At 71.0% G+C, this 18,868-nt stretch carries 17 protein-coding genes; 12 read left to right on the forward strand and 5 right to left on the reverse strand.

Annotated features, from left to right (window positions below):
- Positions 1–148 precede the first annotated feature (148 nt).
- Positions 149–1,138: a malate dehydrogenase gene (locus tag E5671_RS28490; RefSeq protein ID WP_160506749.1), complete on the forward strand. Its 990-nt coding sequence runs from the start codon at positions 149–151 to the stop codon at positions 1,136–1,138.
- On the opposite strand, the gene E5671_RS28495 is transcribed toward E5671_RS28490, so the two are convergent.
- Positions 1,135–2,568 (reverse strand): MFS transporter, encoded by a 1,434-nt coding sequence (locus E5671_RS28495; protein WP_160506750.1) that lies wholly within the window; start codon positions 2,566–2,568, stop codon positions 1,135–1,137. The two genes, E5671_RS28490 and E5671_RS28495, sit on opposite strands and share 4 nt — an antisense overlap.
- Before the next feature lie 91 nt (positions 2,569–2,659).
- Here E5671_RS28495 and E5671_RS28500 point away from each other — a divergent pair, with 91 nt between their 5' ends.
- The 5 genes from E5671_RS28500 (at position 2,660) to E5671_RS28520 (ending at position 6,927) form a co-directional block, all read left to right on the forward strand.
- Positions 2,660–3,625, forward strand: a complete 966-nt coding sequence (locus E5671_RS28500; RefSeq protein WP_160506751.1) for a LysR family transcriptional regulator — start codon at positions 2,660–2,662, stop codon at positions 3,623–3,625.
- 96 nt (positions 3,626–3,721) lie between these two features.
- Positions 3,722–5,842: a hypothetical protein gene (locus E5671_RS28505; RefSeq protein ID WP_160506752.1), complete on the forward strand. Its 2,121-nt coding sequence runs from the start codon at positions 3,722–3,724 to the stop codon at positions 5,840–5,842.
- Positions 5,793–6,068: a hypothetical protein gene (locus E5671_RS28510; protein WP_160506753.1), complete on the forward strand. Its 276-nt coding sequence runs from the start codon at positions 5,793–5,795 to the stop codon at positions 6,066–6,068. The genes E5671_RS28505 and E5671_RS28510 overlap by 50 nt, the downstream gene beginning before the upstream one ends.
- A 56-nt stretch (positions 6,069–6,124) precedes the next feature.
- Positions 6,125–6,373 carry a helix-turn-helix transcriptional regulator gene (locus E5671_RS28515; RefSeq protein ID WP_160506754.1) on the forward strand — a complete coding sequence of 83 codons (249 nt, stop codon included), beginning with the start codon at positions 6,125–6,127 and terminating at the stop codon, positions 6,371–6,373.
- Complete coding sequence (locus E5671_RS28520) at positions 6,370–6,927, forward strand: hypothetical protein (protein WP_160506755.1); 558 nt, start codon at positions 6,370–6,372, stop codon at positions 6,925–6,927. The genes E5671_RS28515 and E5671_RS28520 overlap by 4 nt, the downstream gene beginning before the upstream one ends.
- A gap of 4 nt (positions 6,928–6,931) precedes the next feature.
- Here the strand turns inward: E5671_RS28520 and E5671_RS28525 are convergent, their stop codons facing one another.
- On the reverse strand, positions 6,932–7,702 hold the full coding sequence (locus tag E5671_RS28525) for a hypothetical protein (protein WP_160506756.1): 771 nt from the start codon (positions 7,700–7,702) through the stop codon (positions 6,932–6,934).
- Positions 7,703–7,858: 156 nt separating this feature from the next.
- On the opposite strand from E5671_RS28525, the gene E5671_RS28530 reads away from it, so the two are divergent.
- The 5 genes from E5671_RS28530 (at position 7,859) to E5671_RS28550 (ending at position 15,144) form a co-directional block, all read left to right on the forward strand.
- Positions 7,859–9,388: an aldehyde dehydrogenase family protein gene (locus tag E5671_RS28530; protein ID WP_160506757.1), complete on the forward strand. Its 1,530-nt coding sequence runs from the start codon at positions 7,859–7,861 to the stop codon at positions 9,386–9,388.
- A 135-nt stretch (positions 9,389–9,523) separates the two neighbouring features.
- Positions 9,524–11,068 carry a GMC family oxidoreductase gene (locus E5671_RS28535; RefSeq protein WP_160506758.1) on the forward strand — a complete coding sequence of 515 codons (1,545 nt, stop codon included), beginning with the start codon at positions 9,524–9,526 and terminating at the stop codon, positions 11,066–11,068.
- A complete protein-coding gene (locus tag E5671_RS28540) occupies positions 11,065–12,204 on the forward strand; it encodes a quaternary amine ABC transporter ATP-binding protein (RefSeq protein WP_160506759.1) in 1,140 nt (379 codons plus the stop codon). The genes E5671_RS28535 and E5671_RS28540 overlap by 4 nt, the downstream gene beginning before the upstream one ends.
- Complete coding sequence (locus tag E5671_RS28545; protein ID WP_160506760.1) at positions 12,204–14,171, forward strand: ABC transporter permease; 1,968 nt, start codon at positions 12,204–12,206, stop codon at positions 14,169–14,171. Before E5671_RS28540 ends, E5671_RS28545 begins: the two co-directional genes overlap by 1 nt.
- Positions 14,172–14,193: 22 nt before the next feature.
- Positions 14,194–15,144, forward strand: a complete 951-nt coding sequence (locus tag E5671_RS28550; RefSeq protein WP_160510462.1) for an ABC transporter substrate-binding protein — start codon at positions 14,194–14,196, stop codon at positions 15,142–15,144.
- 517 nt (positions 15,145–15,661) lie between these two features.
- On the opposite strand, the gene E5671_RS28555 is transcribed toward E5671_RS28550, so the two are convergent.
- Genes E5671_RS28555 through E5671_RS28565 form a run of 3 tightly spaced genes read right to left on the reverse strand, consistent with a single transcriptional unit; the run spans position 15,662 to position 17,387 of the window.
- Positions 15,662–16,393: an isocitrate lyase/phosphoenolpyruvate mutase family protein gene (locus E5671_RS28555; protein WP_160506761.1), complete on the reverse strand. Its 732-nt coding sequence runs from the start codon at positions 16,391–16,393 to the stop codon at positions 15,662–15,664.
- Positions 16,390–16,836 (reverse strand): carboxymuconolactone decarboxylase family protein, encoded by a 447-nt coding sequence (locus E5671_RS28560; protein WP_160506762.1) that lies wholly within the window; start codon positions 16,834–16,836, stop codon positions 16,390–16,392. The genes E5671_RS28555 and E5671_RS28560 overlap by 4 nt, the downstream gene beginning before the upstream one ends.
- Entirely contained in the window at positions 16,833–17,387 is a 555-nt protein-coding gene (locus tag E5671_RS28565) for a carboxymuconolactone decarboxylase family protein (RefSeq protein ID WP_160506763.1), read from the reverse strand. The genes E5671_RS28560 and E5671_RS28565 overlap by 4 nt, the downstream gene beginning before the upstream one ends.
- A gap of 47 nt (positions 17,388–17,434) precedes the next feature.
- Between E5671_RS28565 and pdxR the strand changes: the two genes are divergently transcribed.
- On the forward strand, positions 17,435–18,838 hold the full coding sequence (gene pdxR, locus E5671_RS28570; protein ID WP_160506764.1) for a MocR-like pyridoxine biosynthesis transcription factor PdxR: 1,404 nt from the start codon (positions 17,435–17,437) through the stop codon (positions 18,836–18,838).
- Positions 18,839–18,868 lie beyond the last annotated feature (30 nt).

Here is an 18,868-nt window from a genome sequence, read left to right on the forward strand (position 1 = left end):
GGGGGTCGGCGGGGCGCGATAGCCTGAGCGGCGGATCTCTCTTGATGCCAAGAGATCGATCATCGAGGGCGTCGGTGGGGATCCAGCACAAGGGGACCCCGCACAAGGGGCAGGGACCCCCACCGCCAGCTGTCTTACGGAGATCGCCATGACCCGCACTCCCGTGAATGTCACCGTCACCGGCGCGGCCGGCCAGATCGGCTACGCGCTGCTCTTCCGCATCGCGTCCGGCCACCTGCTCGGCGCGGACGTGCCGGTCAATCTGCGACTGCTCGAGATCACGCCGGCCCTGAAGGCCGCCGAGGGCACCGCCATGGAGCTCGACGACTGCGCCTTCCCGCTGCTGAACTCGATCGAGATCAGCGACGACCCGAACGTCGCCTTCGACGGCGCCAACGTCGCCCTCCTCGTCGGCGCCCGCCCCCGCACCAAGGGCATGGAGCGCGGCGACCTGCTCTCCGCCAACGGCGGCATCTTCAAGCCGCAGGGCAAGGCGATCAACGACAACGCCGCGGACGACATCAAGGTCCTCGTCGTGGGCAACCCGGCCAACACGAACGCGCTGATCGCGCAGGCCGCCGCCCCGGACGTACCGGCCGAGCGCTTCACCGCGATGACCCGCCTCGACCACAACCGCGCGCTTTCGCAGCTGTCGAAGAAGACCGGCGCCCCGGTCTCCGACATCAAGCGCCTCACCATCTGGGGCAACCACTCGGCCACCCAGTACCCCGACATCTTCCACGCGGAGATCGCCGGCAAGAACGCCGCGGACGTCGTGAGCGACCAGACCTGGCTCGCCGACGACTTCATCCCGACCGTCGCCAAGCGCGGCGCCGCGATCATCGAGGCCCGTGGCGCGTCCTCGGCCGCCTCCGCCGCCAACGCCGCCATCGACCACGTCCACACGTGGGTGAACGGCACGGCCGCCGGTGACTGGACCTCGATGGGCATCCCGTCGGACGGTTCGTACGGCGTTCCGGAGGGCCTCATCTCCTCCTTCCCCGTCACCACCAAGGACGGCAAGTACGAGATCGTCCAGGGCCTGGACATCAACGAGTTCTCGCGTGCGCGCATCGACGCGTCCGTCAAGGAGCTCACCGAGGAGCGCGAGGCGGTCCGCGGCCTCGGTCTCATCTAGGACGACACCTCACGTCGACCAGTACGACACTTCGCATCGCCCCCGGCAGCCGCTCGATCGGCAGCCGGGGGTGACGTGCGTCCGGCCCCGTAGCCGAAGGTGACCAGGGCCGCCGCGGCCACCACCGCGAGCCCCACGACCCGCAGCGACGCCTCCATCCCGGAGGTGAACCCCTGGTGCGACGCGAGGACCGTCCCCGTGACGGCCACCCCCAGCGCGGCCCCGACCTCCCGCGCCGACGTCCCGAGCCCCGAGCCGAGGCCCGCCTGGTGCGGCGGCAGCGACGAGACGACGCCGAGGGTGAGCGCGGGCATGCACATCCCCGTGCCCGCCGAGATGACGAGCAGCCAGCAGGCGTACGCCGCGTAGGGCGTGCCCGCGTCGGCCGTGGACGCGCCGAGCAGGCCGAGCCCGATCAGGAGCAGCCCGCCGCCCACCAGCGGGCGTGGCCGCTTCGACCAGCGTGCGGCGAGCTTCGGGACAAGGACCATGCCCGCGGTGAGCGGGACGATGGCGAGGCCCGCGCGGGCGGCGCCGTACCCCTTCACGTACTGCAGGTACTGCGAGTTGACGTAGAAGAGCGAGAAGAGGCCGAAGAAGGACGCGGCCGTTCCGAGGGTCGCCGCCCGCAGCCTGCGGGACCCGAAGACCCGCGGGTCGAAGAGCGGTGCGCGTGAGCGCAGGGCGTGTGCCACGAACGCCCCGATGAGCGCCGCGCCCAGCGCGAACGCCACGAGGATGCGCGCCGACGTCCAGCCGTACACCGGACTCTCGATGATGCCGAAAAGCACCGAGAGCAGCCCGCCGGTGAGGAGGGCCGCGCCCAGGGGATCGATGGCGGCCTCGACAGACGTCTCCGTACGGGGAGTTGTGCGCACCGCCGCGAAAGCGAGGAGCGCGGCGAGCGGCACCATCAGCCAGAACAGCGCGCGCCACGGCAGGTACTGGCCGATCAGGCCGCCGACGGCGTTCCCCGCGAAACCGCCGAGCCCCGCGGCGAGCGCCCAGGACGCGATGACCCGCGGCCGCTGCTCCGGCGAGGCGGTGCGCACCAGGATCGACATGGTCGCGGGCATGATCAGCGCGGCCCCCGCGCCGGAGACACCCCGCCCGGCGATCAGCTGGAGGGGCCCGGTGGCGAGCGCGCTGACCGCGGCGCCCAGGGCGAAGAGTCCAAGACCCCAGAGCAGCGCGCCCTTGCGGCCGTACCGGTCGCCGAGGGCGCCCGCGGGGATGAGAAGGCCCGCGAAGACGATGACGTACGCGTCGACCGTCCACAGCAGTTCGCTCGCCGAGGGATCGACGGACGACGAACTCAGCTGCGGGATGAGGAGGTTGATGGCGGCGACCATGCCCTGTGCGACGAGCACGCAGGCGCAGAGGGTCAGTTCGGCCGAGCGGCCGAGCCGGTTTCGGGCAGGCGAGGGCAAGGCTCCTCCAAGGAGCGTCGTGGTGTGGGATGCCCGTTCACCGTAGGCTCGCTCCTCACATGATCTCCAGTGCAACCTTTGCAAGGGATGTATGCGCGTGACGCAATCCGAGCCGGGTCATCCCGGCAGCGGCCTCGACCTCAATCTCCTGCTCGCCCTCGACGTGCTCCTCGACGAGGAGAGCGTGTCCGGCGCCGCCCGCCGGATGCACCTGTCGGAGCCCGCGATGAGCCGCACCCTGGGCCGCATCCGCAAGGCCCTGGGCGACCCCGTCCTCGTACGGGCGGGACGGCAGATGGTGCCGACCCCGCACGCGCTCGCCGTCCGGGCCGAGGTGAGCGCCGTGGTGGAGCGGGCGCGGGCCCTGTTCGCCGGTCCTGGCGCGGCCGATCTGCGCACCGTGTCCCGCACCTTCACGGTGCTCGGGCAGGACTCGATCGCCGCCGCCTACGGCCACGCCCTGTTCGCCCGCGCCGCGGCCGAGGCGCCCGGCGTGCGCATCCGCTTCCTCGGCGAGAGCCACGTGGACGCGCCCGTGCTGCGCGAGGGCACGGCCGACCTGGAGGCCGGGGTGATCGACACGGTCGCGCCCGAGGTGCGGGTGGAGCACCTGCGCGACGACCGGATGCTGGGGGTCGTGCGCCCCGGACATCCGCTGCTGCGGGGCGAGTTGACCCCCGAGCGGTTCGCGGCCGCCGACCACATCACGGTCTCCAGGAGGGGCAGACTGCAGGGACCGCTGGACGGCGCCCTCGCCGAACGGGGGCTGACGCGCCGGGTGGTGGGCAGCGTGGGGACGTACCCCTCGTCGCTCTTCATCCTGCTGCGCACCGACCTGGTGGGCCTCACCGTCTCCTGGGCGCGGCCCCTGACGGACACCCTCGGCCTGGTCACCTTCGAGATCCCTCTCGACCTGCCGGTGCTGCCGCTGGGCATCGCCTGGCACCCCCGGCACGACGCGGATCCTGCTCATGCGTGGCTGCGGGAGTGCGTGCGGGATCTGCTGTGCGAAGGCGGGGGTCCGCACCCGCGTGGAAACCACTCGCACGAGGGCTGAGGTTTCACTTATTCGAGGGGCGTGGTCACCTCTCTGTGGCCCTTGCCTACACGCTCCGTTACGCTCCAATTCCGCTTTATCCAAACGGAGTTGGCCATGGCAGGGAACACCGAGGCCACCAGACTGCTGTGTGCCGGCGTCCACCTGGACGCGGTGTTCCGCAGACGGGTCGTCTCAGAACTCGTCGGTCACGCGGAGCGCCCCGTGGCGCCGCCGCTCGGTGCCGATGTGCTTCCGGTGCTCGCGCACGCGCTGCGCGCCCGGCGCGAGGAACTGTTCACCGCACTGCTCCTGGCGGCCGTGTGGACCGGGTTCCTCGCCACCGACGCGGTGATGATCTGGGACGCGCTCGAAGACTCCAGGGGCGGCGAATCGGGCGTCACCGGCGGGGATCTCGCGCTGCTCGCCTTCGACCCGGACGACCTCGTGGACGCGGGCCCCGACGGCACGTTCGGCGCTTTAGTGCCGGGCGGCTGGGCGATCGCGTACGCCGTGGTGGTCGTGGCGCTGTGGCTGGCCCGGGTGGTCTCGGGCCGGGGGGCGGACGGCGGCACCCTGCGGCAGGTGGAGCTTCCCGCGCCGCTGGCCTGGCTGCGACGCCGGATCAGCTGGCTGGTGACCGCCTTCGTGTGGTGGTGCGCGGCCGCGTACGCGTACTCCGCGATCTCTGTGATCAGGGACACCCCGTACCCCGTGATCTTCCCGCTGCTCGTCGCGGCCGTCGTGTGGCGCCATCAGTTCCTGCGCAAGCGCACCCTGCGCACCCAGCTCGCCCGCCAGGCCTTCGCCGAGACCGAACAGCCCCGCATCCCACGGCGGTTCTCCCGCATCGCCGACTGCATCCACCGCGAGCAGAACGCGCCGGTCACCCTGTACGACGCGAACCGCCCCTTCGTCGGCGCGGGAAAGCCCCGCAAACCATGGTCGGTCGTCCTTGAGCTGCAGCGCGCCGAGGAGAAGCAGGACGCCGGGGTCCCGGCTCAGCGCGCGTACGAACCGCTCGCCGCCCGCGAGGTCATCAAGATGATCGAGCCCCGCCTGAAGGACCTGCGCAGGTCCGCCGCGGCCACCAGCGTGGACCGGCTGCGGGACCTGGAGATCGAGGAGTTCGTCTACCTCCCCGCGGGCGCGGGCCGCGACGAGCAGCTCTACACCGGCCAGGGGTACGAGACCGCGGGGCTCTACGACGCGGGGCAGGCGGCCCGGCACCTCGAACGGTCGGCCGGCGAGGGCGGGGAGGCGCGGCGCCACTTCCTGCGGATCCGGGTCGGCGCCTGGAACGAACAGGTCGTCGTCTCGCTCCTGGTCAGGGTGCACACCCAGGGCGGCATGCTCGTCCTCGAAGTGGTGCCGCACGTGCTCGGGCCGATCGCCCCCGAGTTCCGCGAGGTCGACACGATCGTGGCCGGTGAGCCGGAGGGCCCCGTCCGTGACGCCCTGCGCGCCTGCGTCGACGGCCCCGCGGCGGGCGTGGCGATCGGCATTGCCGCCCTGCGCGCCCTGCCCTCGCTGGCCCCCTCGTTCCGCCTCTGGCTGGCGCAGCCCGAGGCCCCCGGAGGGGAGGCTCCCGCGTCGCCCGCCGCGCGCGCCCTGCGGTCCGCGTGCTCCCGGCTCGGCGTCGGCCGCCCCGTGCAGGCGCCGCCGGACGCCCCGCGGGTCTCGCTGCGCCAGCTGAGGGCGAGCGGTGCGGATCTTCGACGCCGACCGCCAGGAGTGGGTCGGCCACGAGGAGGAACGGCGGATCGCCGAGCTCCACGACCGGGACGCGGTGCGTCAGGGCAAGGCGCTGCGCGGTGTCGTGGCGGTTCTCGTCGTGGGTGGTCTCGCCTTCGGGGGCTGGGCGCTCGGCTGGAAGGACGAGCCGGGGCCGACGGGGTATCTGACGGTCCTGGAGCGGCCATCGCAGAGCGTGGAGACCGACGGCGATGGCGACACCGCGGTGCCGTCGCCCGCGGGTGTGCCGCCCGCTCCGTACGAGGAGGTGTTCGACGCGGAGGGCTACCGGCTCGCGGTCCCGCGGGGCTGGGTCCGCCACCTGGTCGAGCCGACCGAGGGCTTCGACGTCATCAACTACCTCAGCCCGGAAGGCGACCGGCGGCTGCAGCTGTACCGGGTGAGCGAGGCGTCCCCGTACGCATCGCTGCGGACCTGGCTGGACGAGACTCCGATGCCCGGCGGCTTCGACCAGCTCGCCCCGCTGGAGCGCATGGACGATGAGGGCCGCCCGGCGGCCCGTCTCGAGTACGTGGCCGAGAAGTTCAAGGACGGACCGGACATCGGCACGTGGCACGTCATCGACCATCGCTTCGAGGCGGTGGACGGCGAGTTGTACGCCCTGGCGGTGTACGGCTCCGACGCGGACGGCAGGCAGGACGAGCGGGAGTTCATGTCCACCGCCCTGGCGTGGTTCTGCCCGCCGGACGAGATCTGCCCCGAGCCCTGATCACCGCGAGCTGCCCGCCGTTGCCAACCTGCTCACCAATGTAGTACTTCTTATACATGAGCGAGCAAGTGCACAACAGGTTGGCGATGGTGCGCGCGGAGCGGAAAGTGTCGCGCCAGAGCCTGGCCGAGGCAGTGGGGGTCCACTACCAGACCATCGGCTACATCGAGCGCGGGCAGTACAACCCGAGCCTCGACCTGGCGCTGAAGATCGCGGTGTTCTTCGGTCTTCCGGTGGAGGCGCTGTTCTCCCTGGAGCCGTTCCGCCCGCTCACGGACGAGGTCTACGGGAGGAGTCAGGGATGACGGGCCAGCGGGTACAAGAGGCACAGGAGATGACCGGCTACGACCGGCGGATGTTCGCGCTCATGAACCGGCGCGAGGCGGCGCCGCTGTACGCCACCGCCGTGCGCAGGCGGTTCGTGGTCGGCGCCCACATCGCGCTGACCGTGGCGAGTGTCGCGGCCTGGCTGCTCACGGTCGTCGGCGACCAGCGCTGGGCGATGTGGACGATGCTCGGGCTTCTGCTGCCGTGGTGCGTCGCCACCGGCGTCATCAACGGCGCCACGCGCGGCCTCCTCGAACTGCGCGAGCGGGTTCTGGACGAGCGGCAGCGCGCGGAGCGGGTCCGCGTCGCGGCGCGTGCGCGTCAGGTCATGCTCTGGCTGCTCCTCGCGGCGGCGATCGGCGCGGGGTTCACCGCGTACCAGGGGTGGGACACCGAGGGGCTGCTCTTCCCCGTGCTCTTCACCGCGTTCGTCGTGCACTGGCTGATGCCGCTGTGGGTGGCGGGGCTCGCCGTGCGGGACGAGCCTGCGGACCTCGACGAGATCGACGAGATCGACGAGATCGACGGATAGGCGGTCAGTAGGTGTTCGGCTTGTCCGTCACCTGACCCTGCAGCTGGGACACGTCCACGGAGTCCTTCTCCGACGGAGTCTTCGACGGGACCGGCTTGTCGTAGTCGCTGAGCGTCAGCGTCGAGTCGGTCCCTTCGCCCTTCTCCGTGGCCCTGACCAGGTACGGAGTGCCTTCGGTCGCGACGTACAGCGTGGTGGTCTTGCCGTCCTCCCTGCCCGAGACGGGGATCGCGGACGTGCCGTCGACCTTGGTCGTCTCGCCCTTCTTCAGAGCCGTGTTGTCGTCGGACTTGTTCTTCACCTCGTCCTGGATCGTGTTGAGGTCGCAGACCCCGGCCATGTCCTTGAGCAGGGCGTCGTCGGTCGTGCCGTACAGATAGCGGTCCCCGATCACCTCGGCCGCGGCCTCGCCCTGGCCGCCGGGGAGCTGGGCCTTCCAGAAGGCGAGGTCGGGCTTCATCCAGACCTTCTCGCCCTGTTTGATCAGCTCCAGGCTGCCGCCGTCGTCGGCCATGCGCAGCGAGCCGACGCAGTTGTCGTCCTGGTCCAGGGTGAGGTCCATGGAGACCGGCTCGCCGCCGTCGACGTCCTTGCCCTTCTGCTCCAGCTTCAGGTGGACCGACTTCGCGTCGAGCAGCTCCTGCTCCGCCTTGTCGGAGATCTCCTGTGCGCTCAGATCCTCCGTGTCGGCGAGTGCGACGGCCGGGGCGACCAGCAGCGCGGCAGCCGTACAGGCCGCCGTACCCCAGGCACGCCTCTTGGATATTCCACGCATAGCGCCACCTCCAAGGGCAAACCCCTCTTCGAGCGTACGTTTCGCCCCAGGTGCCTGCACGCGCAGTGACACAGCGCACTTTCAGTTATGTAATGCGCATGGTTTCTCCGCCTCGGGGCATGTGCACCCGGCTACCGCGAGTGACAGGCGGGGCGTATGACAGGAACGGAAGGCAAACGGGACGTGTCCGCACAACAGACCATCCATGTGGGCGGAGAGTGGCGAAGCGCCCTCTCCGGCGCCACGCGCGAGATCCTCGACCCGGCGGATGCCAAGCCGTTCGCACTGATCGCCGAGGGCGGCACCGAGGACACCGACGCGGCCATCGCCGCCGCACGTGAGGCATTCGACCACGGACCGTGGCCGGCCACGCCCGTCGCCGAACGGGCCGCACTGCTGCGCCGCGTCGCGGACCTCCTCGTACGCGACCGGGAGAAGATCGGGCTCCTGGAGAGCCGCGACGCCGGCAAGACCGTCGAGGAGGGCCGCGTCGACGTCGACTGCGTCGCCGACGCCTTCCGCTACTTCGCCGACCTGGTGATCGGCGAGGGCGCGGGCCGCGTGGTCGACGCGGGCTCCGACGACATCCACAGCGTCGTCGTGCACGAGCCGGTCGGCGTCTGCACGATGATCACGCCCTGGAACTACCCGCTCCTCCAGGCCAGCTGGAAGATCGCCCCCGCGCTCGCCGCGGGCAACACCTTCGTCATCAAGCCGAGTGAGGTCACTCCGCTGACGACGGTCGCGCTGATCGAGCTGCTCGTCGAGGCGGGCCTCCCGTCCGGTGTCGCGAACATCGTGACAGGACCCGGCCACACGGTCGGCGCGCGCCTGTCCGACCACCCCGACGTCGACCTGGTCTCCTTCACCGGCGGCCTCGTCTCCGGCACCAAGGTCGCCCAGGCCGCGGCCCTCGGCGTCAAGAAGGTCGCCCTCGAACTCGGCGGCAAGAACCCGAACGTCGTCTTCGCCGACGCCTGCGCCACCGAAGAGGGCTTCGACACCGCCGTCGACCAGGCGCTGAACGCCGCCTTCATCCACAGCGGGCAGGTCTGCTCCGCCGGTGGCCGCCTCATCATCGAGGAGTCGGTGCGCGAGCGCTTCGTCGCCGAACTCGCCCGCCGCGCAAGCAAGATCAAGCTCGGCCGCGGCACCGAGGACGGCGTGGAGTGCGGCCCGCTCGTCTCGCAGCAGCAGCGCGAGAAGACCGAGATGTACGTCGCCTCCGCCCTTGAGGAAGGTGCCGTCCTGCGCACCGGCGGCAAGCGCCCCGAGCCCAGCGAGGTCCGCCCCGCGACCGGCTACTTCTACGAGCCGACCGTCCTGGACCAGTGCCACCGCGAGATGCGCGTGGTCCGCGAGGAGGTCTTCGGCCCGGTCCTGACCGTCGAGACCTTCCGCACCGAGGACGAGGCCGTCGCGCTCGCCAACGACACCGAGTACGGCCTCGCGGGCGCCGTCTGGACCAACGACGCGGGCCTCGGCCGCCGCATGGCCCGGCGCCTGCGCCACGGCACCATCTGGATCAACGACTTCCACCCCTACCTTCCGCAGGCGGAGTGGGGCGGCTTCGGCAAGAGCGGCGTCGGGCGCGAGCTCGGACCCGCCGGTCTCGCCGAGTACCGCGAGTCCAAGCACATCTACCAGAACCTGGCACCGCGGCCGGTCCGCTGGTTCGCGGGCTGAGGCCCGACTCGTAGAGGCGTGCGCGGGGGCGGCGGTCCCGCCCCCGCGCACGTGTATGTCCGTACGTCCGAGCACCCCCCGCTCACTACGCGCGAGCACCTTGCACCACACCTCGCAGGAAGAGGAGCAGCACGCATGGCTGAGACCACTGAGTACGACTACGTCATCGTCGGCGGCGGCACCGCCGGTTCGGTGATCGCATCCCGCCTCACCGAGGACCCGGGCGTCACCGTCGCCGTCATCGAGGGCGGCCCCAGCGACATCGACCGCGAGGACGTCCTCACGCTGCGCCGCTGGCTCGGCCTGCTCGGCGGCGACCTCGACTACGGCTACACGACCACCGAGCAGCCGCGCGGCAACTCGCACATCCTGCACAGCCGCGCCAAGGTCCTCGGCGGCTGCTCGTCGCACAACACCCTGATCTCCTTCAAGCCGCTGCCCTCCGACTGGGACGAGTGGGAAGAGGCGGGCGCCACCGGCTGGGGCGCCAAGTCGATGGACCCCTTCTTCGGCAAGCTGCGCAACAACATCGTGCGCGTCGCCAAGAAGGACCAGAACCAGATCGCCACCGACTGGGTCGAGGCGACGAAGAGCGCGCTCGGCGTCCCCGAGGTCGTCGGCTTCAACGACAAGCCCTTCGACGAGGGCGTCGGCTTCTTCGACCTCTCGTACCACCCGGAGAACAACAAGCGTTCCTCCGCGTCCGTCGCCTACCTCCACCCCCACATGGAGGCCGGCGACCGCCCGAACCTCCACCTCTTCCTGGAGACGTGGGCCACCAAGCTGGAGCTGGAGGGCAAGACCGCGCGCGGCGTCCACATCCGTACGAAGGACGGCGCCGAGCAGCTGCTGACCGCCCGCCGCGAGGTGCTCGTCTGCGCGGGCGCCGTCGACACGCCCCGGCTGCTCATGCACTCCGGCATCGGCCCCGCGGGGGACCTCGAAGCCCTCGGCATTCCTGTGACGCACGACCTGCCGGGCGTCGGCGAGAACCTCCTCGACCACCCCGAGTCGGTCATCGTCTGGGAGACCAACGGGCCGATCCCCGGCAACTCCGCGATGGACTCCGACGCGGGCCTCTTCGTGAAGCGGGACCCGGACCACAAGGGTCCCGACCTGATGTTCCACTTCTACCAAATCCCGTTCACGGACAACCCGGAGCGCCTGGGCTACGAACGCCCGGAGCACGGCGTCTCGATGACGCCGAACATCCCCAAGTCCCGTGCGCGCGGCCGCGTCTACCTGACGTCGGCCGACCCCGAGGTGAAGCCCGCCCTCGACTTCAAGTACTTCGAGTACGACGAGAACGGCGTCGACTACGACGGCCAGACCCTCGTCGACGGCATCAAGCTGGCCCGCAAGGTCGCGCAGGCCGAGCCCTTCGCCAAGTGGCTCAAGCGCGAGGTCTTCCCCGGCCCGGACGTCACCGACGACGCCGAGATCAGCGAGCTCGTGCGCAAGGCCGCGCACACCGTGTACCACCCGGCGGGAACCTGCCGCATGGGAGCCGCTACGGACGAACTCGCCGTGGTGGACCCGGAGTTGAAGATCCGGGGACTTGAAGGAATCCGTATCGCGGACGCATCCGTCTTCCCGACGATGCCCGCCGTGAACCCGATGATCGGAGTGCTCATGGTCGGGGAGAAGTGTGCCGAGATGCTGGGTGGTGATGGCCGATGAGCGAGGCCGCGGTGATGAAGAAGGAAGAAGCGAAGCCGCCGGAGTCCGCCGACGGACCCGTCTTCGCCGTCGAGAACCTCTGGAAGGTCTTCGGCCCGAAGGCCGACCGAATACCGGGCGACACCTCCGTCCACGACCTCACCCCCGCCGAACTGCGCGAGCAGACCGGCTGCACCGCCGCCGTGCGCGATGTGTCCTTCGAGGTGAAGAAGGGCGAGGTCTTCGTCGTCATGGGCCTCTCGGGGTCCGGCAAGTCGACGCTCGTACGCTGCCTCACCCGGCTCATCGAGCCGACATCGGGGTCCATCGCGATCGACGGCGAGGACGTACTCGGCATGGACAAGGCGCGCCTGCGTGAACTGCGCAGGCACCGCGCCGCCATGGTCTTCCAGCACTTCGGCCTCCTCCCGCACCGCACCGTCCTCGACAACGTCGCGTACGGCCTGGAGATCCAGGGCGTAGGCAAGGCCGAGCGCCGCGCCAAGGCCCTCGAAGTCGTCGCCAAGGTCGGCCTCGAAGGCCTCGAACAGCGCAAGCCCGGACAGCTCTCCGGCGGCCAGCAGCAGCGCGTGGGCCTGGCCCGCGCCCTCGCCGTCGACCCCGAAGTCCTGCTCTTCGACGAGCCGTTCAGCGCGCTCGACCCGCTCATCCGCCGCGACATGCAGGAAGAAGTCATCCGCCTGCACCGCGAAGAGGGCCGCACGATGGTCTTCATCACCCACGACCTCAGCGAGGCCCTGCGCCTGGGCGACCGCATCGCGCTGATGCGCGACGGCCGCATCGTGCAGCTCGGCACGCCCGAGGAGATCGTCGGCTCCCCGGCCGACGACTACGTACGCGACTTCGTACGGGACGTGGCGCGCGCCGACGTGATGAGCGTGCGCACCGCCATGCGCCCCGCCGACACCGACGAGCAGGACCGCGGCCCGGCGCTCTCGCCGGACGCCAAGGTCGCCGACGCCATCGAGGCCGTCGCCAAGTCCGGCTTCCCGGTGCGCGTGATGGACGGTCCGCGCTGCCTGGGCGTCGTCGACCACGAGGCGCTGCTCGGCGTCGTCGCCGGCGTGGCTCCGGCGGACGGGCGTGTCACGAAGCCCGACAAGGGGCGCTCCGATACCGGCGAGGTGGTCGCCTGATGGCCACCGCCACCGCATCGACCTCCGTACGCGACACGGGAATCGGAGCGCTCCTGCGCCACCGTGCCGTCGGCAAGCTCCTGCTGCTCGCCGTCGCCGCTGCGATCCTCATCCCCATCGTCAACGCCAAGTGGGCGTCCGGCGCCTGGCCCGACGCGCTCACCGTCGACCTGACCGAGCCGCTCGGCAAGACCACCGACTGGATCATCGACAACCGCGACAGCCACCCGCTGTTCGTCTACTTCCTCGGCAACATCTCCAACGGCATCGTGCTCTCCATCCGCGGCGTCTATCTGGTGCTGCTCGCGGCAGGCTGGGCCGGAGTGAGTGTCGGCGCCGCCCTCGTCGCCTGGCGTGTGGCGGGCGTACGGCTCGCGGTCCTTGCCGGTGCCTCGTTCGGCCTGTGCGGACTGCTCGGCATGTGGGTGCCGACGATGCAGACACTGGCCCTGATGATCGTGGCCGTGCTCGTCTCCGTCGTACTCGGCATGCTGCTCGGCCTCGCCGGCGGCCTGAGCGACAGGGTCTTCCGCATCCTGCGGCCGGTACTCGACACCATGCAGGTGCTCCCGGCCTTCTCGTACCTGCTGCCCGTCGCCCTGGTCTTCGGCATCGGCGTGCCCGCCGCGGTCATCGCGACCGTCGTGTACGCGGCACCGCCGATGGCCCGTCTCACCGCGCTCGGCCTGCGCGGCGCCGACGGCGGCGTGATGGAGGCGGTGACGTCGCTCGGCACCACCGCACGCCAGCGCCTGCTCTCCGCGCGCCTCCCGCTGGCCCGCAAGGAACTCCTTCTCGGCCTCAACCAGACGATCATGATGGCGCTCGGCATGGCCGTCATCGCGTCGATGATCGGCGGCGCCGGTCTCGGTGACCGCGTCTACCAGGCCCTCGGCTCCGTGGACGTCGGAGCCGCGCTCGCGGCCGGAATCCCGATCGTGCTGCTCGCCGTGGTCCTCGACCGCGTGACGGGCGCCGCGGGGGAGCGGCTCGGCGCCAACACCCAGGACAACTCGCCGCTGCGCGGCCGGCGCGGCTGGTCCGTGGCAGCGGCGGTCACCGTCGTGGCCGCGCTCGCCGCGCGCTTCGCGGACCGCCTGGAGTGGCCCGAGAGCTGGATCGTGAACATCGCCGAGCCGGTGAACACCGCCAAGGAGTGGATGGTCGACCACATCTACACCGACGTGCCCGTCGTCGGCGGCACCGCCGACTGGGCCGCGCACTTCACCACGTGGGTACTCGACCCGATCCGCGACGGTCTCCAGGGCCTGCCCTGGTGGTCGGTCCTCCTCATCATCGCGGCCCTCGCCTGGCTGATCGGCACCTGGCAGACCGCGCTCACCGCCGTACTCGCCATGGCGGCGACGGGCGTACTCGGCGTGTGGAAGCCGTCCCTCGACACGCTCGCGCAGGTCCTTGCCGCTGTCGCCGTCACGGTGGTCATCGGCTTCGCGGTGGGTATCGCGGCAGCGCGCAGCACGAGGCTGGAGGCGCTTTTGAGGCCCGTCCTCGACGTCTTCCAGACGATGCCGCAGTTCGTGTACCTGATCCCGGTCGTGGCCCTCTTCGGCATCGGCCGCGCCCCCGCGGTCGCCGCCGCCATCGTGTACGCGCTGCCCGCCGTCATCCGCATCACCACGCAGGGCCTGCGCCAGGTCAACGGCGCCGCGATGGAGTCGTCCCGCTCCCTCGGCGCCACCAACTGGCAGCAACTGCGCCAGGTCCAGCTCCCGCTGGCCCGCCCGGCGCTCCTGCTCGCCGTCAACCAGGCGGTCGTCCTCATCCTCGCCGTCGTCGTCATCGGCGGCCTCGTGGGCGGTGGCGCGCTCGGTTACGAAGCGGTGTTCGGCCTCGCGCAGGGCGACCTGGCCACGGGTCTCGTGGCGGGTACGGCGATCGTGTGCCTCGGTCTGATGCTGGACCGGGTCACGCAGCCCACGGAACGCCGCACGAAGAAGGGTGCGTGACATGCGAGTACGTACGCGTGTGATGCGAGTGATCAGTGCGGCAACGGCGGGCTGTGCCTTGCTCGCCCTCTCGGGCTGCGCCTCCGACATGACCAAGCAGGCGTCCCCGTACGCCAACGCCGAGGGCGCCAAGACCGTGACGCTGTCCGTCCAGTCCTGGGTCGGCGCGCAGGCGGACGTGGCTGTCGCCGAGTATCTGCTCAAGCACGAGCTCGGCTACCGGGTCGACAAGGTCCAGATCGACGAGGTCCCCGCCTGGGACGCGCTCAGCCAGGGCCGCGTCGACGCGATCATGGAGGACTGGGGCCACCCGGACCAGGAACAGCGCTACATCAAGGACAAGAAGACGATCGTCCCCGGCGGCGACGTCGGGGTCACCGGGCACATCGGGTGGTACGTCCCCACGTACTTCGCGAAGAAGCACCCGGACGTCACCAACTGGAAGAACCTCAACAAGTACGCGAAGGACTTCCGCACCTCCGAGAGCGGCAGCAAGGGCCAGCTCATGGACGGCTCCCCTTCGTACGTCACGAACGACAAGGCCCTGGTGAAGAACCTCGGCCTGGACTACGAGGTCGTCTTCGCGGGTTCCGAGGCGGCGCAGATCACGCAGATCGAGCAGTTCGCCAAGCAGCAGAAGCCGTTCCTGACGTACTGGTACAAGCCGCAGTGGCTGTTCAAGAAGGTGCCGATGACGGAGGTGAAGCTGCCCGAGTACAAGGAGGGCTGCGACGCCGACCCCGCCAAGATCAAGTGCGCCTATCCGCATACGCCCCTGCAGAAGTACTTCAATGCCGACTTCGCCAAGAAGGGCGGCGACGCGGCGGAGTTCCTGAAGAACTTCAAGTGGTCGGAGGAGGACCAGAACGAGGTCTCGCTGATGATCGCGGACAAGAAGATGTCACCGGAGGACGCGGCGAAGGCCTGGGTCGCCGGCCATGAGTCGAAGTGGCGGGGCTGGCTTCCGAAGTAGCCGTGCGGGCGGCGGGGCGGGGAAACCTGAACCGCCGCTGCGCGCCGGTTCCTTCCCACCCGCCCACCCGGCACCCCGCGGTGGGCGGGGGACCTGGTGCCGCGCCGCCGCCGGCGTCGGGCCCCTGAACCGCCGCTGCGCGCCGGATCTCCCCCACCCACCCGCCCGATTGCCCCGTGGCGGATCTCTCGCCCCGGCACCCGCGGTGCGGGGACCTGGTGCCCCGTCGCCGTCGGCGGAACCCTGAACCGCCGCTGCGCGCCGGATCTTTCCCGCCCACCCGCCCGATTGCCCCGCGTGACCCCACCCACCCCCACGGGCCGCCCCCCGGTGCTCCGGGGCAATCGGGTGGGTGGGCGGGAGACATCCGCCGCGAAGCGGCGGTCTAGGGCGGTTCCACAGGAGCCGCGGCACCGCGCGTGAGCTGGGTGGCTGGCACAGGGCGGCGCCGTGCGCCAGCCGCAGGCCCGGTACGGGAGTGCTCTGCGCGCCCGGAGGCAGGGGCGCCGTGCCTCAGCTACCCCAGCCGGGAGGCGATTTCTCGCAAGGCTTCCGTTGACCGGATCTGCAACCCCGGGCCGAACGTGATCCGCGTGGCTCCGAGCGAGCCCAGCTCCCGCAGCGAGGGCCCGGACCCCGGCTTCGCGCCCACGTTGATGGGGCCCTCGATGCCTGCCCGCAGGGCGGGCAGAGCCTCCGGCGGCGCACCTATCGGGTAGACACAGTCCGCGCCCGCCTCGACGTACAGCCGAGCCCGCTCGACCGCCGCCCGCCCGGCATCCGCGACGCCCCGGATGAACGTGTCCACCCGCGCGTTGATGAACAACCCCCGGCCCGCGACAGAACGTACCTCCGCCAGCCGGTCCGCCTGCTCACGCGGATCCCTGAGGGCCCCGCCCGAAGACGCCGAGTCCTCCAGGTTGCAGCCCACCGCGCCCGTCTCCAGGAGCCGATCCACCAACTCCCTCGGCGTCAGCCCGTAACCGTCCTCGATGTCCGCGGACACCGGCACGGCCCCGCCGACCGCCCGCACGATCCGGGCCACCGCCGCGAACATCTCATCCGGCGGCACCTCCCCGTCCGCGTACCCGAGCGACGCCGCGACCCCCGCGCTCGGCGTCGCGAGGGCGGGGAACCCGGCGTCCACGAAGACCCGCGCGCTGGCCGCGTCCCACGGTCCGGGCAGGACCAGCGGGTCACCGGGCGCACGCCCATGATGCAGTGCACGGAACTCCTCCACGAGGCTCACGGCGCGTATCCTCCCGGCTCGATACGGCGGCTGACCATCACCCGGTTCCAGCTGTTGATGACGGTGATCACCCCGATGAGATGGGCCAGTTCGGATTCGGTGAAGTGCTTGGCCGCCGCCTCGTACGCCTCGTCGGGGACGAACCCGTCCGTCAGGACGGTGACCGCCTCGGTCAGCGCGAGAGCGGCCCGCTCCCGCTCGCTGAAGACCTCACCCGCCTCGGCCCACGCGTTGAGGAGCGCGACCCGCTTCGCCGTCTCGCCGCTCTTCACGGCGATGTCCACATGCATGTCCAGACAGAACGCACACGCGTTGATCTGCGAGGCCCGCATCATCACGAGCTCGGCGAGCACGGGGTCGCCGAGCCCCTTCTTCGCGGCAGCGCTCAGCGCGGACAGCGCGCTGGTGACGCCCTTGTCGAGGTGGGTGGTCCGAGCGCTCACTTCTGGTCCCCGGCCTTGTAGTGGCCCGGCACCTGACGCGTCGAGACGCCGAAGCGGTTCCACGCGTTGATCACCGTGATCGCGGCGATCAGCTGCGTCAGCTCCTGCTCATCGAAGAGGGCCGCGGCCCTGTCGTACACCGCGTCCGGCACGAAGCCGTCCGTAAGGACCGTGATCGCCTCGGTCAGTTCGATCGCGGCGACTTCCTTCGCCGTGTAGAAGTGCTTCGACTCCTCCCACGCGCTGAGCTGGATGATCCGCTCCACGCTCTCGCCCGCCGCGAGGGCGTCCTTGCTGTGCATGTCGACGCAGAGCGCGCAGTGATTGAGCTGCGAGGCGCGGATGTTGACGAGTTCGAGGATCACCGGGTCGACACCCTTACGGGCGGCCGCGTCGAGCCGGATCATCGCCTTGAAGACCTCGGGGGCGTGCTGGTGCCAGTCGAGGCGGGGCGTGTGCTCGTGAACGTATTCCTTGGTCTGCGTCTGCACGGCGGGCTGTACGGCGGGCTGTACGGGAGCCTGTCCGGGGGTGCTGTCGTTCGTCGTCATGCCATCGACCGTACGGGCGGAATAGCCCACAGGTATGGTCCATTCCCATGGAAGAATCCTGGGCCACTTTGGGCGTCGACCTCCACCTGGAGACCGGGGGAGAGGCCACGCACTCCGGCGTACGCAAGGGCCTCACGGACGCCCTGCGCGAGGCGGTACGCGGCGGCAGGCTCGCCCCCGGCACCCGCCTCCCCTCGTCCCGTTCCCTCGCCGTCGACCTGGGCATCGCCCGCAACACCGTCGCCGACGCGTACGCGGACCTCGTCGCCGAGGGCTGGCTCACCGCACGCCAGGGCTCGGGCACCCGCGTCGCAGAACGCGCCGTGCCGCGCCCCGCCGCACCCGCACCGCGCCGCAGGGCCGCCGGCAGCCCGACGTACGACCTGATGCCGGGCACCCCCGACCTCTCCTCGTTCCCGCGCGCCGCCTGGCTCAAGGCCGCGCGACGGGCCATGGCGGCCGCCCCGAACGACGCGCTCGGCTATGGCGACCCGCGCGGCCGCATCGAGCTGCGCACCGCCCTCGCCGACTATCTCTCCCGTGCGCGCGGCGTGCACACGGACCCGGACCGCATCGTCATCTGCGCCGGGTTCGCACAGGGCCTGAGCGTGCTCGGAGGTGTGCTGCGGGCGCGCGGTCTGCGGGAGGTGACGGTCGAGTCGTACGGCCTGGATGTGCACTGGAACCTGCTGAAGCGGGCGGGGCTGCGGACGAGGCCGCTGCCCTTCGACGAACTGGGCACCTGCACCGCCGAGTTGGGGAAGGGCTCGGCGAAGGTCGCGCTCCTGACGCCCGCCCATCAGTTCCCGACGGGGGTACCGCTGCACCCCGACCGGCGCGCGGCCGCCGTCGACTGGGCGCGGCGCGCGGGGGGTCTGATCCTGGAGGACGACTACGACGGGGAGTTCCGCTACGACCGGCAGCCGGTGGGCGCGCTCCAGGGCCTGGACCCCGACCGCGTGGTCTACCTCGGCACGGCGAGCAAGTCCCTCGCCCCCGGTCTCCGGCTCGGCTGGATGGTCCTTCCGGCGCCGGTCGCCGCGGAGGTCGTCGAGGCGAAGGGCGCGGAATGGGCCTGCGGGGCGCTGGATCAGCTGACGCTCGCGGAGTTCATCACGTCGGGTGCGTACGACCGCCATGTGCGGGGCGCGCGGCTGCGCTACCGCCGCCGACGGGACCAACTGGTCGCCGCGCTCGCCGCACGGGCACCGGAGGTGCGGGCCACGGGGATCGCCGCGGGGCTGCACGCGGTGCTCGAACTGCCGCCGGGTACGGAGCGCTCGGTGGTACAGGCGGCAAGCTGGCAACGCCTTGCCGTGCAGGGCCTTGGGAGCTTCCGCCACCCCGCCGCAGGGCCCCCGGAGCGGGACGCGCTGGTGGTGGGGTACGGGACCCCGGCGGATCACGGGTGGGCGGGGGCGCTGGAGGCGTTGTGCAGGGTGCTGCCGTAGCTGCGCGCACTGTCATCACCGGCTCTGCCG

Source organism: Streptomyces sp. BA2 (assembly GCF_009769735.1).
Lineage (GTDB): Bacteria > Actinomycetota > Actinomycetes > Streptomycetales > Streptomycetaceae > Streptomyces.

Bases quoted from the DNA above. Each gene is read 5' to 3' on its own strand.
- E5671_RS28490 (WP_160506749.1), top strand. From the start codon at position 149: ATGACCCGCACTCCCGTGAATGTCACCGTCACCGGCGCGGCCGGCCAG.
- E5671_RS28500 (WP_160506751.1), top strand. From the start codon at position 2,660: ATGCGCGTGACGCAATCCGAGCCGGGTCATCCCGGCAGCGGCCTCGAC.
- E5671_RS28505 (WP_160506752.1), top strand. From the start codon at position 3,722: ATGGCAGGGAACACCGAGGCCACCAGACTGCTGTGTGCCGGCGTCCAC.
- E5671_RS28510 (WP_160506753.1), top strand. From the start codon at position 5,793: ATGCCCGGCGGCTTCGACCAGCTCGCCCCGCTGGAGCGCATGGACGAT.
- E5671_RS28515 (WP_160506754.1), top strand. From the start codon at position 6,125: ATGAGCGAGCAAGTGCACAACAGGTTGGCGATGGTGCGCGCGGAGCGG.
- E5671_RS28520 (WP_160506755.1), top strand. From the start codon at position 6,370: ATGACGGGCCAGCGGGTACAAGAGGCACAGGAGATGACCGGCTACGAC.
- E5671_RS28525 (WP_160506756.1), bottom strand. From the start codon at position 7,702: ATGCGTGGAATATCCAAGAGGCGTGCCTGGGGTACGGCGGCCTGTACG.
- E5671_RS28530 (WP_160506757.1), top strand. From the start codon at position 7,859: ATGACAGGAACGGAAGGCAAACGGGACGTGTCCGCACAACAGACCATC.
- E5671_RS28535 (WP_160506758.1), top strand. From the start codon at position 9,524: ATGGCTGAGACCACTGAGTACGACTACGTCATCGTCGGCGGCGGCACC.
- E5671_RS28540 (WP_160506759.1), top strand. From the start codon at position 11,065: ATGAGCGAGGCCGCGGTGATGAAGAAGGAAGAAGCGAAGCCGCCGGAG.
- E5671_RS28545 (WP_160506760.1), top strand. From the start codon at position 12,204: ATGGCCACCGCCACCGCATCGACCTCCGTACGCGACACGGGAATCGGA.
- E5671_RS28550 (WP_160510462.1), top strand. From the start codon at position 14,194: ATGCGAGTGATCAGTGCGGCAACGGCGGGCTGTGCCTTGCTCGCCCTC.
- E5671_RS28565 (WP_160506763.1), bottom strand. From the start codon at position 17,387: ATGACGACGAACGACAGCACCCCCGGACAGGCTCCCGTACAGCCCGCC.
- pdxR (WP_160506764.1), top strand. From the start codon at position 17,435: ATGGAAGAATCCTGGGCCACTTTGGGCGTCGACCTCCACCTGGAGACC.